This window comes from Amycolatopsis sp. MJM2582 (genome assembly GCF_000754115.1).
GTDB lineage: Bacteria > Actinomycetota > Actinomycetes > Mycobacteriales > Pseudonocardiaceae > Amycolatopsis > Amycolatopsis japonica.
The window spans coordinates 990460-1009911 of record NZ_JPLW01000003.1 but is presented as its reverse complement, the minus strand read 5'-3'; the positions used below and the strand labels follow the sequence as shown (position 1 = coordinate 1009911).

Genomic DNA, 19452 nt, shown 5'->3' with positions numbered 1-19452 from the left:
CAAGCGACTGACGGGGGCTCACTGCATCGGCCTGCCGCCTTCTCGAATGTCCACAAGAGACACTTTCGGGGTGACGGTGCCCGATTCAGGCGTATTACACAGGGGTCGTGAGTGGCAATGAGCGTTAGAACCCTCATCGCCACTCACGACCCCGACCGGAAATCGTGCATATGCGCATCAAACGGACATCCAGCCCGAGTCATCAAGAGTGGCACCGACCAGCGCTTATGCGACTTTGCCGGGCCCTTCGGCTGAGCCGAGGGAAGGGGCCTTCACGTACTTGTCAGGCATGGCGTCCTGAAGGCCCCCTTCGGGACGCTGGATGTCTCAAAGGTGGCCTTCAGGACATCGCTTCTGTCCGCGCCGCGACGCGCCTCGGCATCGCGCCACATTCGCCTTGCCCTTCACAAAGTTTTGGGAAGATGTCCGTATGAGCGTCTCCCCTGAGAAACGGCCCCTTGTCGCAGTCGCCGCCCTGGGCGGCACCATCTCCATGGTCCCCGGTGACGGCGAAGACCACGCCGTCCCCCGGCTCACCGCCGCCGACCTGCTCGGCGAACTGGGCGAGAACCTCGAGATGGACGTCCGCGCGGAGACGCTGGCGGGGATTTCCAGCGCCTCGATGGACTTCGCGACCCTGATCAGGACGCGGGACTGGGCCGCCCGGGCCGTCGACGAAGGCGCTGAAGGCGTCGTCGTGATCCAGGGGACGGACACGCTCGAAGAGACCGCGTACTTCTTCGAGCTGACGTGGGCTTCCGAGGCGCCCATCGTGATCACCGGCGCGATGCGCAACCCCAGCCTGCCCAGCGCCGACGGCGCGGGGAACATCCTCGCCGCGCTGACCGTCGCCGCCGATCCCCGCAGCCGGGGCCGCGGCTCGCTGGTCGCGTTCAACGACGACGTCCACGCCGGGCGCTGGGTCCGGAAGACGCATTCGAGCCACGTCGAGGCGTTCTCCTCGGCCCCCGCCGGCCCGCTCGCGCTGGTCAGCGAGGGTTTGGTGCACTACTTCCACCCGGCGGCCGCCCGTCCGGCGGCGTTGCCGCTGGAGAACGCGGACTTCTCCGGGCTGGTGCCGATCGTCGAGAGCGGCGTCGAGGACACCGGCGAACTCTTGGAAACACTGGTCAAGGCCGGGGTCAAGGGAGTGGTGCTCGCCGCCAACGGCGCCGGGCACGTTTCGGCGGGGTCCGCCGACGTGATCGAGCGGGCCCTGGCGGAGGTGCCGATCGTGGTCGCCGGCCGCACCGGGGCCGGGCCGACGTTCCGCGGCACCTACGGCTTCCGGGGTTCGGAGTCGGATCTGATCGCGATGGGCGCGACGATGGCGGGCTGGCTGGACCCGCGCAAATCCCGGCTCCTGCTGCACACCCTGCTCGCCACCGGCGCCTCCCGGGAGCGCGTCGAAGCCGAATTCCGCCTGCGCGGCGACCTCGCCTGATGCCCGCATTTAGTCCTCTGAATGCGTAAGGAACGCATTCAGAGGACTAAACGCGAGAGGGGCCCGAGATGGGGTCCAGGTGGTACGGCCGCATGGCGCGGGGCCGGTGCCGGTAGACGTGCACGCTGACGGCGGGATCCGGCCCGTCGTTGCGCACCTCGTGGATGTAGCCGGGGCCGAAGACGCGGGACTGCCCTTCCGACAGCGAGTGCAGTTCGGTCACGGCCCGCCCGTCGGCCGCCCGCCGGGCGACGGTCTCGCTCAGCTTCCCGCTGACGACGGTGAACGCGCCCGCGGCGAACTCGTGGTCGTGCAGGTCGGTGTGCTGGCCGGGCAGCCAGCTCATCAACCAGATCTCCTGCAGTTCGTCCGCGTCGACGAGCGCCGAAAAGCGCTCGTCGGGGTCGTAACGCAGCAGGTGCCGCCAGCGGTCACGGTCCGCGGCGAATTCGAGCGCGACGCGCACCGGGTGACGCAGGGCGGGGTTTTCGGGAATGACGAGCGTGTTGTCCGGGACGGCGAACATGGAGGTGTCCTCGCAGAAGAAAGAAGGTGTCGAGCAGGGGGTCGGGGCTGGGTTCACCGACAACAGCACTGCGCACACGAAAAACGCGCGCACGCGACCGCACCAAGACCCGAGAGGCCCCGCGACACAGTCATCCCACGTGCGAACATGCTCCCAGCGAACCAGTGCGGAGCCCGGCGGTCAACAGATCTCATACCGTGGACCGTGAGTTCCGCACCTGACGTCCATGCTCGCAACACGGATCCGCCCCGGTCTGTCGCGATATTGCGGTCTCAGGACCACTCGTGCTTCTGCGACCGCCCGAGCAGTTCGGCTCCCGCACGCCGCGGGTCGACACCTTCGTGACACACGCGGTGCATCGCGTCGGTGATCGGCATGTCGACACCGAGCCCCATCGCCAGTTCCCGGATCGACGTGCACGACTTGACACCCTCGGCGACCTGGCCGCCGGTGGCCGCCAGTGCCTGCTCCAGCGTCTCGCCCCGGCCGAGCCGTTCGCCGAAGGTCCGGTTGCGCGACAACGGCGACGAACAGGTCGCCACCAGGTCACCGACACCGGCGAGCCCGGCGAAGGTCAGCGGGTCGGCGCCGAGTTTCGCGCCGAGCCTGGCCATCTCGGCCAGCCCGCGGGTGATCAGCGTCGCCGTGGTGTTGGTGCCCAGCCCCAGCCCCGCCGCCATCCCGCAGCTGAGCGCGATGACGTTCTTGCACGCCCCGCCCAGCTCGCAGCCGACGACGTCGGTGTTGGTGTACGGCCGGAAGTACTGGTTGAAGCTCGCCTGCTGGATCGCCTTGGCGTTGTCGTGGTCGGTGCACGCCAGCACCGCCGCCGCGGGCTGCCCCAGCGCGATCTCCTTCGCCAGGTTCGGCCCGGACACGACCACGATCTGCCCGTCGTCGACCCGCGCGATCTCGGCGATGACCTCGCTCATCCGCTTGAGCGTGCCCAGCTCGACACCCTTCGCGAGGCTCACGAGGATCGCGTCGGACGGCAGCAGACCGGACCACTCCGAGAGATTGGTCCGCAACGTCTGGCTCGGCACCGCGAGGACCACGGCCTGCGCGCCGTCGAGGGCTTCGGCCGGATCGGCTGTCGCGGTGATCCGCTCCGGCAGTTCGATACCGGGTAAATAGGACGAATTGAGATGCCGCTCCCGGATTTCGGCCGCGACCTCGGGCCGCCGGGCCCACATGGTCACGTCGCGACCGGCGTCGCCGAGCACCTTGGCGAACGCCGTCCCCCACGATCCGGCGCCGAGCACGGTCACCCGCTGGACCTCGGCCATCAGGCGTCGTCCTCCGGCTTCTTCGCGGGCGGTTCCTCCTGCCGGATCTCCGCGAGCAGCGCGGTGATCTCCGTCATCATCAGGTCGGTGACCTCGCGCAGCTTGGACGCGCTGCGGGTCGAACCGTTCTTGTAGGCCGAAAGGTCCATCGGCTCGCCGACCAGGTGCGTGATCTTCTTGCGCGGGAACGGCGTGAACTTCTTCGTGTAGCCGTTGAAGATGTGGTTCGTGCCCCAGCGGGCGATCGGGATCACCGGCACGTCGGTCTCCAGCGCGAGCCGCGCGGCCCCGGTGAACGGCTTCTTCGGCCAGCCGTCCGGGTCCTTGGTGATCGTCCCCTCCGGATAGATCACCACGACCTTGCCGTCACGCAACGCCTGGTGGGCGGCCTTGAGACTGTCGCCGGCGGCGGCCGAACCGCGGGACACCGGGATCTGCCCGGCGCCGACGAAGATCTTGCCGAAGAGCGGCGTCCTGGTCAGGCTCTCCTTGCCGAGGAACCGCGGCACCCGCTTCTGCCGGTGCACGAACACCGCGTCCACCGCCGGGTCCATGTGGGACACGTGGTTGAGCAGGAGCAGCGCGCCGCCTTCGCGGGGGATCCGCTCGGCGTTGCGGTAGACCCGCTTGCCGATGGCCGTCGCCGGGTAGAACAGTGCGGCGGCGATGCCCACCCAGATGCCGCCCTTCTCACGCCGGGCCAATTCGTCCTCCTCGAAGTCACACGTGTCGTCCCAGGCCATTGATCCTGCCGCGCGCATACGAGCGCGGTCCAGGGAGGGTCGGGTAAGAAGTGAGATGTGGACCGTGTGGGCTTTGACCTGATAGTGCCGATGAAACGCCCCGCCGAGGGCAAGTCACGGCTTCGCGGCGCCGTGGTGCCCGAGCGGCACGCCGAACTGGTGCTGGCGCTGGCCTACGACACGTTGTCCGCGGCGACCTCGGCGGACGGGGTCCGGCGGGTGCTGGTGGTCGCCGCCGACCCGGCGTCGGTGGCGGATCTCACCGAGCTGGGCGTCGAAATCGTCACCGAACCGTCGCGCGGCGGATTGAACGCGGCCCTGCGCCACGGCGAGGAGCTGCTGCGCCGGGACAGGCCGTCCGGTCTCGTCGGCGCCCTGCAGGCCGACCTGCCCGCGCTGCGGACCGAAGACCTCACCGCCGCGCTGGCCGGGGCCGCCGGGCAACGGGCGTTCGTCGCGGACCGGCAGGGAACGGGCACCACCCTGTTGCTCGCGGGCGCGGGGCAGGCGCTGGCACCCCGCTTCGGCACGGGTTCCGCGCGGGCGCACACCGCCTCCGGTGCGACCCCGCTCACGATCGCCGCGGAATCGCTTCGCGCCGACGTCGACACCGCGGATGATCTCGCTCACGTCCGCACCCTCGGTGTCGGAAAGCGCACTTCAACGCTGTTGGGAACACCCTGCGTGCCGATGTGACGAGAGTTCACCCTGCCGACCCGCGCGCGGCGCACATAATCGCCCCGAGTGGTGAACAATGAAGCCCGTGAGCACAAATGACGGCGGCACCCCGAACTCGGCAAGGAAGCGGAAGACCTCCGCCGCGAAACCGGAACCGGACAACGGCACGGCGAAACCCGTCCGTGCGCGGAAGACGAACAGTTCGACCCCGCGCACGGCCGTCCGCGCGACGCGTGGTGGCTCGGCGAGCCGTCCCGCCCAGGAGTTCCGCGCGCTGCCCGCCGCGCCGCCCGCGGTGACGGCGGCGCCCACGGCCGCCGGGAGCCTTCCCGACGACCGGTACTTCAACCGTGAGCTGTCGTGGCAGGACTTCAACGCGCGCGTGCTCGCACTGGCCGAGGACGAGTCGCAGCCGCTGCTCGAACGCGCCAAGTTCCTGGCGATCTTCGCGTCCAATTTGGACGAGTTCTACATGGTGCGGGTCGCCGGGCTGAAACGCCGCGACGAGACCGGCCTCCCGGTCCGCAGCGCGGACGGGCTCACCCCGCGCGAACAGCTGGCGTACATCGCCAAGCGCAACCAGGACCTGGTCGAGCGGCACACGAACGCCTTCGAGCTGCACCTGCGGCCGCAGCTGGCCGACGAGGACATCCACATCGTCGGCTGGAACGACCTGACCGGCGCCGACCAGCTCCGGCTGTCCAACTACTTCAGCGAGCAGATCTTCCCGGTGCTCACACCGCTGGCCGTCGATCCCGCGCACCCGTTCCCCTACATCTCCGGCCTTTCGCTCAACCTCGCGATCACGGTCCGGGACCCGGAGGCGGGCACCGAGCGGTTCGCGCGCGTCAAGGTGCCGAGCAACGTGCCGCGCCTGATGCGCATCGAGCAGCAGCCGCGCGAGGTCCGCACCGCGACCTTCCTGCCGCTGGAGGAACTGATCGCCGCGCATCTCGGCGAGCTGTTCACCGGGATGGAGGTCACCGAGCACCACGCGTTCCGGGTCACCCGCAACGCGGACTTCGAGGTCGAGGAAGACCGGGACGAGGATCTTCTCCAGGCGCTGGAACGCGAACTGGCGCAGCGGCGGTTCGGGCCGCCGGTGCGGCTCGAAGTGGCGCAGGACATGAGCGAGCACATGCTCGAACTGCTGCTGCGCGAACTGGAGGTCGACCCGCGCGACGTCGTCGAGGTCCCGGGTCTGCTGGATCTGACCTGCCTGCACCAGTTGTCCGGCGTCGACCGGAAGGAACTCAAGGACCGCCCTTTCGTTCCCGCCACGCATCCGGCGTTCGGTGAACGCGAGACGCCGAAGTCGGTGTTCGCGACGCTGCGCGAGGGCGACGTCCTCGTGCACCACCCGTACGACTCGTTCTCCACGAGCGTCCAGCGGTTCATCGAACAGGCCGCCGCGGACTCGAAGGTGCTGGCGATCAAGCAAACGCTGTACCGCACCTCCGGCGACTCCCCGATCGTCGACGCGCTGATCGACGCCGCCGAGGCGGGCAAGCAGGTCGTCGCGCTGGTCGAGATCAAGGCGCGGTTCGACGAACAGGCCAACATCACCTGGGCCCGCACGCTGGAACGCGCGGGCGTGCACGTGGTCTACGGGCTCGTCGGGCTGAAGACGCACTGCAAGGTGTCGATGGTGGTGCGCCAGGAGGGTTCGACCATCCGCCGCTACTGCCATATCGGTACCGGCAACTACAACCCGAAGACGGCGCGGCTGTACGAGGATCTCGGCATCCTGACCGCCGACCCGACGATCGGCGCGGACCTGACGGATCTGTTCAACGTGCTGACCGGGTACTCCCGCCAGGACACCTACCGCAACATCCTCACGTCACCGCACGGGATCCGGCGCGGCATCGTGCGCGCGATCGGCGAGGAGATCGAGCTCGCCAGGGCGGGCCAGACCGCCGGGATCCGGATCAAGTGCAACTCGCTCGTCGACGAGCAGGTGATCGACGCGCTGTACCACGCCTCGCAGGCCGGGGTCCCGGTCGACATCGTGGTGCGCGGGATCTGCGCCCTGAAGCCGGGCGTGGAGGGGTTGAGCGAGAACATCCACGTGCGCTCCATCCTCGGCCGGTTCCTGGAGCACTCGCGGATCTTCACCTTCCTCGCCGGCGGCACGCGCTGGATCGGCAGCGCGGACATGATGCACCGCAACCTGGACCGCCGGATCGAAGCGCTGGTGCGGGTCAAGGATCCGAAACTCACGGCGCAGCTGGACTACATCTTCGAATCCGCGCTGCACCCCTCGACCCGGTGCTGGGTACTGAACTCGACCGGCGAGTGGACCCCGTTCCCCGCGTCCGGGGACGACGTCCGAGACCACCAGGTCGAACTGGCGAAGCGGCACGGAGCGGCGGGATGAGCGGGACCGTGCGGGCAGCGGGAGCCGTTCTCTGGCGTCGTCAGGGAGACCGGATCGAGGTCGCGCTGGTCCACCGGCCGCGCTACGACGATTGGTCGCTGCCGAAGGGAAAGCTGGATCCGGGCGAGACCATCGCGGGCGCGGCGGTCCGGGAGATCGCCGAGGAGACCGGATTCGAAGCGGTGCTCGGCCGGTATCTGGTGCGGACCGAATACACCGTCGCGGGAGCGCCGAAGACCGTCGACTACTTCTCCGCGCACGCGGTTTCCGGCGCGTTCGCGCCGAACGAGGAAGTCGACGAGCTGCGCTGGCTCGACACGGAGTCGGCGGAGAAACTGTTGACGCGGCCGGGCGACGTCCGGGTGCTGCGCGAGTTCTCCGCGCTGCCGCCCGAACTCACCACGGTGATCCTGGTGCGGCACGCCAAAGCGGGTAAACGCGACGAGTGGAACGGCGACGACGATCTGCGGCCGCTGTCGGACGCGGGCCAGCGTCAGGCCGAGGCTTTGCGTTCGCTGCTGCGGCACTACGCGCCCGGCAGGGTGCTTTCGGCGCCGCGGCTCCGCTGCGTCCAAACGGTGAACGGGCTCGCCGAGGATCTCGGGGTCGAGATCCGGCACGAGCCGCTGCTGTCGGAAGAGGGCTACTGGCCGGACCCGGTGCTCGGTGTCGCCCGGCTGCTGGCCATCGCCGGAGACGGTGGGACGCCGGTGATCTCCAGCCAGGGCGGGGTGATCCCGGACGTCGTCAGCGCGCTGGCCGACCGCGACGGCGTCGACCTGACCGCCGCGCGCGGTGGTGTGGTGCCGTCGAAGAAGGGCTCGTTCTGGGTGCTGTCGTTCCGGGCGCCGACCGAAGAGGACGGGCCGGTACTGGTGGCCGCGGACTATTTCGCGTCGCCTTTGCCCACGCCCGCGCCCGCTCATCCCTGAGGCTTCATAGCGCGTGAAGGCCTCCTTCCCTCGGCTGAGCCGAGGGAAGGAGGCCTTCACGCGCTACAGGGCTATTTGAGGTCTGGCTGGGCGTATCCGCGTACCGCGAGGATGTCGCGAAAGCCACTTTCGGGACGTCTGATGTCGCGAAAGTGGCTTTCGCGACATGCGAAGGGGCGCGCTCCACGTCGGCCGAGCCCGCCGCGCCTCCCCGTTGCGAAAGTGGCTTTCGCAACGTTGAAGGTTGCGAAAGTGGCTTTCGCAACCCTCGCGTCAGGCTTGGCCCCTCAAGGAAATCCGACGGCGCGGCTCCCCCACGTGGGTGACGCGCCTACTCCGGCGGTGTCGAGGCGAACCGGCGCACGTCGCTCCACTGTGGAGCCGATCACCGGGACCATGCGTCCATCGGAGTGACGATCGAAGCGGATTCTTTTCCGCGACTTCGGCCGGAAACACGAGAATCGCGTCACATTCGCCCACAGGGCGGCCGCGGATCCGTGGCGGGACAAGATCCCCGGAGACCGCGCGCGAGCGCGTGAGGGCTGAACAGAGGCCCCGGAAAATGCGGCAAGGCCCCGCGCGATGCGCGGGGCCTTGCCGTTGGCTCACTCGTGGAGAGGGAGCTTACTTCTTCTTCGCGGCAGCCGAAGTCCGCTTGGCCGGAGCCTTCTTCGCGGGAGCCTTGGCAGCGGTCGCCTTGGCGGCCGGCTTCGCGGCGGCCTTGGTGGCGGTCGCCTTCTTGGCCGTGGTGGCGCGAGTCGTGGCCTTGGCGGCGGTCTTCGGCGCGGCCTTGGTCGCGGTCGTCTTGGCCGCGGCCTTGGTCGCGGTCGCCTTGGCGGCCGGCTTCGCGGCGGCGCGCGTCGTCGTGGCGGCGGCGCGGGTCCGCGTGGTCGTGGAACGCGTCGCGGCCGGGCGGCTGGCGGCCGTCCGGGTCGTCGTCGCGCGGGTGGCGGTGGAACGAGTCGCGGTGCCGGCGGTCGCGCGCTTCACAGCGGTGGCCTTCGGCAGCTTCTTCGAACCACTGATGACGTCCTTGAAGGTCGTGCCGGCGCGGAACGCGGGCACGTTGGTCTTCTTGACGCGAACGGTCTCACCGGTGCGCGGGTTCCGCGCGGTGCGGGCGGCGCGGGCGCGCTTCTCGAACACACCGAAGCCGGTGATGTTCACCTTCTCGCCCTTGTTGACCGTCCGGATGATGATGTCGACAAGGCCATCGACGGCCTCCGACGCGACCTTCTTGTCGCCCAGGCGCTCCGACAGCGCCTCGATCAGCTGGGCCTTGTTGGCCATTCCAGTCCTCCAAGAAGAACTACTTGTACACGGCCCCGTCGGCCGACTTAGCGCACACGGTATTACCAATGCAGCACAAATTCCAAACGACGCGCGGAAATTTCCCTTGTCTCGGGGGCTGTTCCGCCTCCCGAGGGACCCCTTGAGGGCCTCCGGAGGTGCCGTTCGGTGTGGTTTCGGGGCGGTGTCCAAGCCCCCCGGCCGGGGTGCGGATTCCCTGCTCAGCAAGGGAATCCGCCCCCCTTCGACCGGCCCTAGGAGGAGGCCGCCGGGAGGGTCACGGGCTTCCAGGAGGGGCGCCCGGTCTCGAAAGTGTCGATCTCATCCGCGTGGCGGAGTGTCAGGGCGATGTCGTCGAGCCCTTCGAGGAGCCGCCAGCGGGTGTAGTCGTCGATCTGGAAGGGCGCGGTGAAGTCCTTGGCCCGTACCGTCTTCGACTCGAGGTCCACCGTGACCTCCGTGCCGGGCTCGTTTTCGAGCAGCTTCCACAGCAGTTCGACGTCCGCCTGCTCGACCTGAGCGGCGACAAGGCCCTGCTTGCCCGAGTTGCCGCGGAAGATGTCCGCGAACCGGGAGGAGATCACGACCCGGAAGCCGTAGTCCATCAAGGCCCAGACCGCGTGCTCGCGGGAAGAACCGGTGCCGAAGTCCGGGCCCGCGACCAGGACCGACCCGTTCTTGAAGGGCTCTTGGTTGAGGATGAACGACTCGTCGGACCGCCAGGCGGCGAAGAGCCCGTCCTCGAAGCCGGTGCGGCTCACGCGCTTGAGGTAGACCGCCGGGATGATCTGGTCAGTGTCCACGTTGGACCTGCGCAGCGGGACCCCGACGCCGGTGTGGTGGGTGAACGCGTCCATGTTGGGAACTCCTTCGCGGATGTCAGCGATGTCAGCGAGCGGCGGCGGGCTGGAGGTCTTCGGGGCTGGACAGCGTTCCCCGCACGGCCGTGGCGGCCGCCACGAGCGGCGACACCAGATGCGTCCGGCCGCCCTTGCCCTGCCTGCCTTCGAAGTTGCGGTTCGAGGTCGACGCGCTGCGCTCGCCCGGCTTGAGCTGGTCCGGGTTCATGCCGAGGCACATCGAGCAGCCCGCCTGACGCCATTCCGCGCCCGCTTCGGTGAAGACCCGGTCCAGCCCTTCGGCTTCCGCCGCCTGGCGGACGCGCATCGAGCCGGGGACCACGAGCATCCGCACCGAATCGGCGACCTTGTGCCCGCGCAGGACGTCCGCGGCGGCCCGCAGATCCTCGATGCGGCCGTTCGTGCACGAGCCGAGGAAGACGGTGTCCACCGCGATCTCGCGCAGCGGCGTGCCCGGCTTCAGGTCCATATAGGACAGGGCCTTTTCAGCGGCGATGCGCTCGTTCTCGTCGCCGATGCGCTCCGGGTCGGGCACCTCGGCGCCCAGCGGGAGCCCCTGGCCCGGGTTCGTGCCCCAGGTCACGAAAGGCGTGAGCTCGTCGGCGTTCAGGCGCACCTCGGCGTCGAAGACGGCGTCGTCGTCCGTGCGGAGTTCGCGCCAGTTCTCGACGGCGGCGTCCCAATCGGCGCCCTGCGGCGCGTGCGGACGGCCCTTCAGATACGCGAACGTCGTCTCGTCCGGCGCGATGAGCCCGGCGCGCGCGCCGGCTTCGATGGACATGTTGCACACCGTCATCCGGGCTTCCATCGACAGCTTTTCGATGGCCTCGCCGCGGTACTCGAGGACGTAGCCCTGCCCGCCGCCGGTGCCGATCTTCGCGATCACCGCGAGGATGATGTCCTTCGCCGTGACACCGGGCCGCAGTTGCCCGTCGACCGTGATCGCCATCGTCTTGAATGGACGGAGCGGCAGGGTCTGCGTGGCCATCACGTGTTCGACCTCGGAGGTGCCGATGCCGAACGCCATGGCGCCGAAGGCACCGTGCGTCGAAGTGTGACTGTCACCGCACACCACGGTCATCCCGGGCTGGGTCAGGCCCAGCTGCGGGCCGATGACGTGCACGATGCCCTGCTCGGCGTCGCCCATCGGGTGCAGCCGGACGCCGAACTCCTTGCAGTTGGCGCGAAGGGTGTCGACCTGGGTACGGGAAACGGGATCCGCGATCGGCAGCTCGATGTCGATCGTCGGGACGTTGTGGTCCTCGGTGGCGATGGTGAGGTCGGGGCGGCGCAGTTTCCGTCCGGCCAGGCGGAGTCCGTCGAACGCCTGGGGGCTGGTGACCTCGTGCAGCAGGTGGAGATCGATGTAGAGCAGGTCGGGCTCGGCCCCCTCGCCGCGCCGCACCAGGTGCGACTCCCACACTTTCTCGGCCAGTGTCCGGGGCATTTCCGGCTCCTCACATGCGATGGAATAGGTGCTTCCCACCATCTGGACATCTCAAACTTCGGGAAGATAGTATCGGCTTGTGGGACAGCATAGCGGTATCGGAGTACTCGACAAGGCCGTGGCCGTGCTTCAGGCCGTGGCCGAAGATCCTTGTGGCCTGGCGGAACTGTGCACGCGGACCGGTTTGCCGCGCGCGACGGCGCATCGGCTCGCGGTCGGCCTCGAAGTGCATCGCCTGTTGCGGCGCGGCCCCGACGGCCGCTGGCGCCCGGGTACCGCACTCGCGGAACTGGCGGGCGGTTCGACCGACCCGCTGCTCGACGCGGCGAGTTCGGTGTTGCCGAAACTGCGCGACATCACCGGCGAAAGCGTTCAGCTGTACCGCCGCGACGGCGTCCAGCGCGTCTGCGTTTCGACGGCGGAACCGCCGAGCGGGCTGCGTGACACGGTGCCGATCGGTTCACGGCTGCCGATGACCGCGGGCTCCGGCGCGAAGGTGCTCGCCGCGTGGTCGGATCCGCACACCCAGCGCACGATCCTCACCGAGGCGGTGTACGGGGAGCGCACCCTGCTCGAAGTCCGCCGTCGCGGCTGGGCCCAGAGCGTGGCCGAACGGGAACCGGGTGTGGCGAGTGTCTCGGCGCCGGTACGGGATTCGACGGGCACCGTCGTCGCCGCGGTGTCGGTTTCCGGGCCCATCGAACGGATAGGGCGTAAGCCGGGGGCACGCTGGGCCGCGGACCTCCTCGCCGCCGCGGACGCGCTGCAGGAGCGCCTCTGACCCCTCGAAACGAGTGAAGGCCCCCTGCGGCGCAGGGGGCCTTCACGTACTTCCGAAGGGTCCTATCAGAACTCGTCGGCCTTGGTCAGCTCGTGTTCGAGGGTGTCGGCACGCGTGACGAGGGAGTTCAGCGGATGTTCGAATTCGTTGACCAGATTCAGGTCGACCAGCGGGATCGTGTGCTTGAGCAGCGCGACACCGTCGACCACCGCCGCGCCGCCGACCGAATCACCGCCCGCCAGTTCGAGCAGGCGCCGCAGGTCGATCTTGTCGGCCCAGCCGACCGGAGACGAGATCTCCACCCACTCCGCGCCGTCGTGGTCGGGCAAGTGGTGCAAGGACACCTGCTGGCCGCGGCCGTCGCCGGTGTCGACGCGGAACCGGAGCCAGCCGTCCCGCTCTTCGAGCACCTCGTACCGCGCCCGGACGAAATTGATCACGCCTGCCCAGATGGACACCCTCGTCACCTCTCGGTTTCGCCGCCTCGTGCGCTGTCGAGCATGGCACATCCGGGGCGCGCGGGGTGTCGACGGTCTCATTCGGGCGGGCCGGGCGGCGGTTTCCCGTGACAGGAGGGACGACACGCGTGATCAGACGGACGACAAGCGTGACTGGACGGACGACACGGGGCGCGGCCGGGTTCGATCACGCGTGTCGTCCGTTGGAGCACGCGTGTCGTCCATCCCGTCACGTCAGCTCTGTGACTCACGAGGCGGCGGGGACTGGTGAGGCAACGATTCCTCCGGCCTACTGAAGCGGCGCCATGCGGTAACCGGACCCTCGCACCGTGTGGATCAGCGGCGGGTCCTTGAGCTTCCGCCGCAGGCGCGCGATGACGACGTCCAGCACGTTGGACGCCGGATCGGCCATCTCGTCCCACGCGTACCGGATCAGTTCCCGCCGCGAGACCGGCCGCCCGGTCGCGGCCATCAGCCGCTCCATGACGAGATACTCCTTGCGGGTCACGGTGAGCAGCACGCCCGCCCGCGAGATCTGGTGCCTGCCGGTGTCGAGTTCGACGTCGGCGCAACGCAGGATCACCGCCTGCCCGGCCATGTCGCGGCGGCAAAGGCTGCGCACCCGCGCGATCAGTTCCGGCATAGCGAACGGCTTGACCAGGTAGTCGCCGCCGCCGACGCGTAAACCGTCGATCCGGTCAGCGACGCTGTCGCGGGCGGTCAGGAACAGCACCGGCATCGGCCAGCCGGCGCTGCGCCGGTTGCGGACGTAGGCCAGTGCGTCACCCGAAGGCAGCATCCGGTCGAACACAGCGCAGTCGTACGCGTTCACCGTCAACGCTTCGTCCGCGCCCGGCAGATCGGCGGCGGTGTCCACCGCGAAGCCGTCGCCGCGCAGCGCGAATTCCAGCGCCACCCGCAAGTTCTCGTCGTCCTCGGTCACCAGCACCCGCACACCGGAAACGTTATCGCGTGATCGCGGCCTCCACGTCGGCCACGTGCAACCCGCGCAGTTCCTCGATCGCGGGCATCCGGCCCAGCAGCCGCAAACGTTGCGACTGAGCCGTACGCGCCTTCTCGAACAGCAGGCGCGCGTCCCGCGCGTTGCCGAAGTTGACGTCGCCGGAAACGCGCCGGAAATGGCCGGTCAGCACCGGGCCGGCGGCGGGATCGAGTTCGTAGTCCCCGGCGGACGCCATCCGACCGAAGATGGCGAGCAGTTCGTCAGGGCTGTAGTTCTCGAACTCGATCGTCTTGCCGAAGCGCGACGCGAGACCGGGGTTGGCGGCGAGGAAATCGACCATCTCGCCGGTGTACCCGGCCACGATCACCGCCACCTCGTCGCGATGTTCCTCCATCAACGGCACCAGGGTGTCGATCGCCTCCTGGCCGAAATCGCCGCCGGAGCCGGCGAGCCGGGTGAGCGTGTACGCCTCGTCGATGAACAGGACCCCGCCTTTGGCCTCCTCGAAGACCGTCGCGGTCTTTTCCGCGGTGTGCCCGATGTACTGCCCGACGAGATCCCGGCGCGACACCTCTCGGAACTGGCCGACCGGCAGGACTCCCAGCGCCTTCAGCAGTTTGCCGTAGATCCGGGCGACCGTCGTCTTCCCCGTGCCGGGCGCGCCCGCGAAGATCAGATGGTGCCCGGCCGCCCCGACCGGCAGCCCGGCCCGGCGGCGCCATTCGTTGACCTGCAACTCGTCGACCAGCGAACGGACTTCTTCCTTGACCCCGGGAAGGCCGATCATCGAGTCGAGTTCGGCGAGCATCTCGTCCAACGCGTCGTCCCCCACCGCGCCGGGCTCCGCGGTCTCCCCGACCGTCGGCGTCGCCCCTTCGGCGATGGCGATCCCCGGTTCCGCCGTGTTCGAGACCCGGCAAGCGGAGATCTCGCCACCGCAACCGGACGCGAACGAGATCCCCGGGCCCCGGGTGTCGGTGACCGTGCACCGTTTGATCACCGGCACCCCGTGGTGCGCCACGGCGATGCCTTCGTGACCGGTGTGCGAGACGGTGCAGCCTTCGACGACCGGCCGGGCGTATTGGTAGACGTAGACGCCCCTAAGCCCGCAGCCGGTCACCGTGCATCCGGTGACGACCGGATCCGCGCCCTGTCCGACGGTGATCCCGTCCCCCAGCACGTCTTCGACGGTGGTGTCCTCGATCCTCCCCGGCGAACCGTCGACGAGAATCCCCTGCTCCGCAGCCGAAATCACGCAACCGCTCACGGCGAACGCCGTCGTGCCGCGGATCGCGATCGCCGGACCGCGGCCGCCGGAGACGGTGCAGTTCCGGACGGTCAGTTCCGTGTCGTCGGCCTGGATCGCGGAAGCGCCGCCCGCCAGGACTTCGATCCCTTCGAGCGCGAGAGCTCCTCCTGTGGTGCGGAAAACCGGCCGGTCGGCCCCTCGACCGTCGACGACGACGGTGGCGCCGTCCGCCGCGGCCAACGTCACCCGGAGACCGGCGAGTTCGACGGTCTCGGCGTATTCGCCGCCCGCGATGGTGATGACGGCGCCGTCGGACGCGTCCACCAGCGCGTCGCCGATGGTCGGGTACGCGCCGGGCCGCTGGGCCACCAGCAGGACGCGGCCGGAGGTCGAGGTGGTCATCAGCCCGCCTTCGCCATCAGCCAGCCGCGGTCGACGGCCTTGGCACCGGCCTGGAAACGGCTGCGGGCACCGAGCCGGTTCATGATGTCGGCGACCATCCGGCGCACCGTCCGCACCGAGACGCCGAGCCGCGCGGCGGCGGATTCGTCGGTCGTGCCGGAGAAGAGCAGCGTCAGCAGTTCCTGTTCGCGGCAGGTCAGGATCGAAGCGTTCTCGGATTCGGGGAGATCCAGCGGGACGAGCGGGGCGGCGGCCTGCCAGATCCGCTCGAACAGCCCGACCGTCGCGGTGACCACACCGGGCAGCCGGAACACCGCGGAACCGGCCTGCCTGCCTTCCGCCGGGAGGACGACCGAGGTCCGGTCGATCACCAGCGCGTCCATCGGGACCTCGGCGTCGGTCCGCACCTCGGCGCCCGCCCGCGACATCCGGTTCAGCGCGCCGGACATCCGTGCGGAGTCGGGGAAGAGCACCTTGTGGCGTACGCCCGGGCGCACGCCTCCGAGCGCGATCCGCTGGAACGCGGTGCCCGTTCCCGTGCTCATGACGAGCACCTCGCCGGTCGCTTCCGCGAGCAGTTCGCCGAGCCCCGCCCGGTCGCCGCCCGGGCCCGCTCCCGTGACCAGACTGAGCTGGCCGGTCTGCACGGTCATCGCAGGTACCTCCCTCTTCCCCCGGCGCGGTGCCGCCGACGACGTCCTGTTCATGCCAGTTCCCCGCCACCGGGGCGGTCACGGGCACCCGACGCGTTAGCGTTCAGGGGCACCGGGAACTGCACGCGTCTACTTTCGCTGTCCGAACATGAGGTTTTGATGACACGGGTGATGGTCGTCGAAGACGACGGGAATCTGCGGCTCGCACTGGTCACGCAGCTGCGCGCGGCCGGCTTCGTCGTCGACGAGGCGGGCGACATCGCGACCGCGGACCGGCTGCTGCGCGGAGCGCACCACGACTGCGTGGTGCTGGACCGGATGCTGCCGGACGGCGACGCCATCGACTACGTGCACATGCGGCGGCAGCTGGGCTGGCGGGCGCCGGTGCTGTTCCTCACCGCGCGCGACGCGCTCGCCGACCGGGTGGCGGGTTTCGAGCACGGCGGCGACGACTACCTCGTGAAGCCGTTCGTGATGGCCGAGCTGACCGAGCGGGTGGCGAATCTGTGCCACCGGTCGGCGTTCGACCGGCCATCGGTGCTGCAGCACGAAGATCTGGTGATGGACTGCGCGCGGCGTGAGGTGCGGCGCGCGGGCGTGCTGCTCACCTTGACCAACAAGGAGTACGCGGTGCTCGAATACCTGCTCACCAGGGCGGGCCTGCCCGTGCAGCGGGCCGATCTGATCGAGCACTGCTGGGACGCGCAGGCCGATCCGATGTCCAATGTGGTCGATGTGGTGGTGAAGCGGTTGCGCCGCAAGCTGAAGGAACCCGAGCTGATCCACGCCGTCCGCGGCCTCGGCTACCGGCTGGGCGCCCGGTGAACACCCACTCCTCGGCCGACCGGCTTCGCAGGCTGCGCTGGACGCTGACGGCGTTGTTCACTGTGATGAACACGCTGGGGCTGGTCGTCTTCGCGTGGCTGCTCATCAACGAGGACGGCGACCAGGGCGACGAACGGATCGACGCCGCGCTGACCCAGGTCACGTCTTCGGTCAGCAGGCTGGTCGAATTCGACGGCACCGTCGGCTTCGGTCTGGTCAACACCGACGTGCTGAACGACCGCTGCCCCCAGTTCGCGATCCTGTCCGGCGGGGCGCCCGCGTTCCAGCCGCATTTCTCCCGGGCGAACTGCGTCCCGATGGGCACGCAGCTGCTGAACGCCCTGGCGACCGAGGCGGTGAAGACCGGCAAGCTGGTGCAGGGGCACCAAAAGGCGTCCGACGGCGCCATGGTCAAGGTCCGTGCCGAACCGCTGCGCGACGGCGACGGCAAGACGTTCGCGGCCGTCGTCGCGGTGCAGTCCACCGAGGCCGAAGACTCCGCGCACACTCGGTTCACGCTGCTGGTGATCGGTGGCACCGTGCTGCTGGTCGCGATCCTCGGCTTCGCGGGCCACCTGCTGTCCGGCCGCTCGATCCGCCCCGCGGCCGCGGCCCTGCAGCAGCAGGAAGTCCTGCTCGCCGAAACCGCGCACGACCTCCGCACCCCCGTCGCCGCCCTGCGCGCGCTCGCCGAAACCGCGATGGCCAACCCCGCGCAGTCCGCGGAACTCCTGCCGCGCACCGTCCGGCTCGCCGCGCGGATGGGCGGGATCATCGACGACCTGCTCGTCCGAGCCCGGCTGGCCGCGGGCGTGGAACAGCTGAGCATCCAGCCGATCTGGCTCGATCAGCTGGTGGTGGGCATCGTCGAGGACACCGCGACCGACGGCGCCGAAGTCACCGTCACCGCCGCGCCCACGAAGGTCAACGCCGATCCCGCGCTGCTGCAACGGGCGATCGGCAACCTTCTCGACAACGCCATGCGCTACGGCCGCCACCCGGGCGCGAAGGCGTTCGTGCACCTGACCGTCGCCGGCGGCACCGTGACCGTCGCCGACCACGGCCCGGGGATCGACACGACCATGGCGGGCGACGCGTTCGACCGGTTCGCCAGCACCGGCGGGTCTTCCGGGCTCGGGCTGTCGATCGTGCGGTGGGTCGCGCAGGCGCACGGCGGCACGCTCGCGGTGTACAACGCCGACGAGGGCGGCGCGATCTTCGAACTGCGGTTCCCGGTCAGCCCGAACTGAGGAGTGGCATGACGTTCGACATCATCGGCTTGTGCCGCGACGAACCCGGTCCCGCGACCGTCCTGCCCGCGCTGGCGGCGGCCGGGGAGGAACTCGGCGCGGACATCCGTGACGAGCGGCCGCTCATCCGGCTGCTCCACCCCGACGGCAGGCTCATGGCCACCGTCGAGGACGTCCACCTGGTCCGGGTCCACGGCGAAGCACGGCGGGTGCTCGGCATCGGCGACGACGTCGAGGTGCCGCATCCGGTGTGGTGGGTGGAAGTCCACGCTCCCGACGGCGATCCCGAAGCGGAGGCCGTCGCCAGGACGTTCACCACCGCGCTGGTCGCCGGGACCGGAGGGCTGACATGGTCGAACCGCTGAGGGAAGCGCTGGTCTTCGAGCAGTTCCGCACCGTGGTCCCCGCCTCCCCCAGACTGATCGACGCCGCTTGGGCGGCCGTCGAATCCGGGCGGACGCTCCAGGTGGTCACCGCCGACGACAGCGGAATCACCTATCCGCTCGAAAAGCTGCTCTCGGAGGTCGGGGGCGAGTGGGTGGTACGCGACGGCCGAGGGCGGCATCGCGAGGGTCTCAGCGGAATCCCGCTCACCTGGAACGGTGGCCGGTTCGTGCGCGAGCCTGGTGCTTCACCTTCCCCTCCCGACGCCACGGTGGGCTCGGGAGAAGTGGAGGTGCGGATCACCGCCCTGCACCCGGCCGGGCAACCGCTCCGGCTCGGCGAGATCGTCCAGGCGGTCGTGTCGGTGCTCACCGGCGCCGAACCGACCGGCTGGGGTGTCGCCGAGCCGGCGACCGAACCCTGGTCGGCGGCCGAAGTCGCCGCGTTCTGCCGGGACCACGCGCCCGAACCGAGCGGACTGGTCGTCGTCGGTCCGGGGATCACCGGACGACTGCGGGTGTCCACAGTGGATGGCGGCGTGCTCGAAGAGATCGAACTCGCCGGTCCGGCGGCCGGAACGGTACGGCAGGAGGCCATCGAAACGCTGGCCACGGCACTGGCCCCCCTCGTACGGCAGATGCTGGTCACCACCCATCCCGGCAGACGGGGCGGCCTGCGGTCGAGCACACCGACGCTGCCCGCCGTCCCCTACGGCCTCCTCGTCGGGCACGAGACCGTCGGAGCGAAGGAGCCTCCTCCGGCCGCCGAGGTGAAGATGCTCGGCATGCCGGGCCGCGAGGCCGCCTGGTTCCGGCTCGGCTCCGGCCGTCGTTCCCCCTCCGAGGAGCTGGACGAGATCCTCCGGTGGTCGTGAGGTTTCCGCGGCGGAACCGCGTTGTC

19 protein-coding genes are annotated in these 19452 nt (G+C 69.5%); 9 read left to right on the top strand and 10 right to left on the bottom strand.

The features are described 5' to 3' along the window. Window positions 1-430 precede the first annotated feature (430 nt). Window positions 431-1444, top strand: coding sequence for an asparaginase (locus tag ED92_RS23535; RefSeq protein ID WP_037342069.1), 1014 nt, complete (start codon window positions 431-433; stop codon window positions 1442-1444). Window positions 1445-1490: 46 nt separating this feature from the next. Here the strand turns inward: ED92_RS23535 and ED92_RS23530 are convergent, their stop codons facing one another. The 3 genes from ED92_RS23530 to ED92_RS23520 all read right to left on the bottom strand — a co-directional run bounded on the left by ED92_RS23530 (window position 1491) and on the right by ED92_RS23520 (window position 3999). Continuing rightward, a complete protein-coding gene (locus ED92_RS23530; RefSeq protein ID WP_037342068.1) occupies window positions 1491-1970 on the bottom strand; it encodes a cysteine dioxygenase family protein in 480 nt (159 codons plus the stop codon). Between the two features lie 272 nt (window positions 1971-2242). After that, window positions 2243-3256 (bottom strand): NAD(P)H-dependent glycerol-3-phosphate dehydrogenase, encoded by a 1014-nt coding sequence (locus tag ED92_RS23525; RefSeq protein ID WP_200882740.1) that lies wholly within the window; start codon window positions 3254-3256, stop codon window positions 2243-2245. Next, window positions 3256-3999, bottom strand: a complete 744-nt coding sequence (locus tag ED92_RS23520; protein WP_037342066.1) for a 1-acyl-sn-glycerol-3-phosphate acyltransferase — start codon at window positions 3997-3999, stop codon at window positions 3256-3258. The genes ED92_RS23525 and ED92_RS23520 overlap by 1 nt, the downstream gene beginning before the upstream one ends. A gap of 90 nt (window positions 4000-4089) precedes the next feature. Between ED92_RS23520 and cofC the strand changes: the two genes are divergently transcribed. From cofC to ED92_RS23505, 3 genes are read left to right on the top strand one after another with little or no spacing between them, the layout of a single operon-like run. After that, window positions 4090-4695, top strand: a complete 606-nt coding sequence (gene cofC / locus ED92_RS23515) for a 2-phospho-L-lactate guanylyltransferase (protein WP_037342065.1) — start codon at window positions 4090-4092, stop codon at window positions 4693-4695. A 58-nt stretch (window positions 4696-4753) separates the two neighbouring features. Continuing rightward, window positions 4754-7057: an RNA degradosome polyphosphate kinase gene (locus tag ED92_RS23510; RefSeq protein WP_199755183.1), complete on the top strand. Its 2304-nt coding sequence runs from the start codon at window positions 4754-4756 to the stop codon at window positions 7055-7057. Continuing rightward, entirely contained in the window at window positions 7054-7989 is a 936-nt protein-coding gene (locus ED92_RS23505) for an NUDIX hydrolase (protein ID WP_037342064.1), read from the top strand. Before ED92_RS23510 ends, ED92_RS23505 begins: the two co-directional genes overlap by 4 nt. Before the next feature lie 624 nt (window positions 7990-8613). Here ED92_RS23505 and ED92_RS23500 read toward each other — a convergent pair. The 3 genes from ED92_RS23500 to leuC all read right to left on the bottom strand — a co-directional run bounded on the left by ED92_RS23500 (window position 8614) and on the right by leuC (window position 11586). After that, on the bottom strand, window positions 8614-9279 hold the full coding sequence (locus ED92_RS23500; RefSeq protein WP_037342062.1) for an HU family DNA-binding protein: 666 nt from the start codon (window positions 9277-9279) through the stop codon (window positions 8614-8616). A 254-nt stretch (window positions 9280-9533) separates the two neighbouring features. After that, on the bottom strand, window positions 9534-10136 hold the full coding sequence (gene leuD, locus ED92_RS23495) for a 3-isopropylmalate dehydratase small subunit (protein ID WP_037342060.1): 603 nt from the start codon (window positions 10134-10136) through the stop codon (window positions 9534-9536). Between the two features lie 31 nt (window positions 10137-10167). Continuing rightward, entirely contained in the window at window positions 10168-11586 is a 1419-nt protein-coding gene (leuC, locus tag ED92_RS23490; RefSeq protein WP_037342059.1) for a 3-isopropylmalate dehydratase large subunit, read from the bottom strand. Window positions 11587-11665: 79 nt separating this feature from the next. Here leuC and ED92_RS23485 point away from each other — a divergent pair, with 79 nt between their 5' ends. Beyond that, a complete protein-coding gene (locus ED92_RS23485) occupies window positions 11666-12367 on the top strand; it encodes an IclR family transcriptional regulator (RefSeq protein ID WP_007031477.1) in 702 nt (233 codons plus the stop codon). Between the two features lie 65 nt (window positions 12368-12432). Here ED92_RS23485 and ED92_RS23480 read toward each other — a convergent pair whose 3' ends face one another. The 4 genes from ED92_RS23480 to ED92_RS23465 form a co-directional block, all read right to left on the bottom strand. Then, the gene (locus ED92_RS23480; protein ID WP_037342590.1) at window positions 12433-12825 is read right to left on the bottom strand and encodes a hypothetical protein; all 393 of its coding nucleotides are present in this window, start codon (window positions 12823-12825) and stop codon (window positions 12433-12435) included. A 289-nt stretch (window positions 12826-13114) separates the two neighbouring features. Beyond that, a complete protein-coding gene (locus ED92_RS23475) occupies window positions 13115-13780 on the bottom strand; it encodes a response regulator transcription factor (RefSeq protein WP_037342057.1) in 666 nt (221 codons plus the stop codon). 10 nt (window positions 13781-13790) lie between these two features. Next, window positions 13791-15440: a right-handed parallel beta-helix repeat-containing protein gene (locus tag ED92_RS23470; RefSeq protein ID WP_037342055.1), complete on the bottom strand. Its 1650-nt coding sequence runs from the start codon at window positions 15438-15440 to the stop codon at window positions 13791-13793. After that, window positions 15440-16093 (bottom strand): helix-turn-helix transcriptional regulator, encoded by a 654-nt coding sequence (locus ED92_RS23465; RefSeq protein ID WP_037342054.1) that lies wholly within the window; start codon window positions 16091-16093, stop codon window positions 15440-15442. Before ED92_RS23465 ends, ED92_RS23470 begins: the two co-directional genes overlap by 1 nt. Before the next feature lie 159 nt (window positions 16094-16252). Here ED92_RS23465 and ED92_RS23460 point away from each other — a divergent pair, with 159 nt between their 5' ends. Genes ED92_RS23460 through ED92_RS23445 form a run of 4 tightly spaced genes read left to right on the top strand, consistent with a single transcriptional unit; the run spans window position 16253 to window position 19426 of the window. Then, window positions 16253-16918, top strand: coding sequence for a response regulator transcription factor (locus ED92_RS23460; RefSeq protein WP_200882739.1), 666 nt, complete (start codon window positions 16253-16255; stop codon window positions 16916-16918). Further along, on the top strand, window positions 16915-18168 hold the full coding sequence (locus ED92_RS23455; protein WP_037342052.1) for a sensor histidine kinase KdpD: 1254 nt from the start codon (window positions 16915-16917) through the stop codon (window positions 18166-18168). Before ED92_RS23460 ends, ED92_RS23455 begins: the two co-directional genes overlap by 4 nt. An 8-nt stretch (window positions 18169-18176) precedes the next feature. Beyond that, a complete protein-coding gene (locus tag ED92_RS23450; RefSeq protein WP_037342051.1) occupies window positions 18177-18533 on the top strand; it encodes a hypothetical protein in 357 nt (118 codons plus the stop codon). Then, window positions 18518-19426 carry a DUF6177 family protein gene (locus tag ED92_RS23445; protein WP_037342049.1) on the top strand — a complete coding sequence of 303 codons (909 nt, stop codon included), beginning with the start codon at window positions 18518-18520 and terminating at the stop codon, window positions 19424-19426. Before ED92_RS23450 ends, ED92_RS23445 begins: the two co-directional genes overlap by 16 nt. Window positions 19427-19452 lie beyond the last annotated feature (26 nt).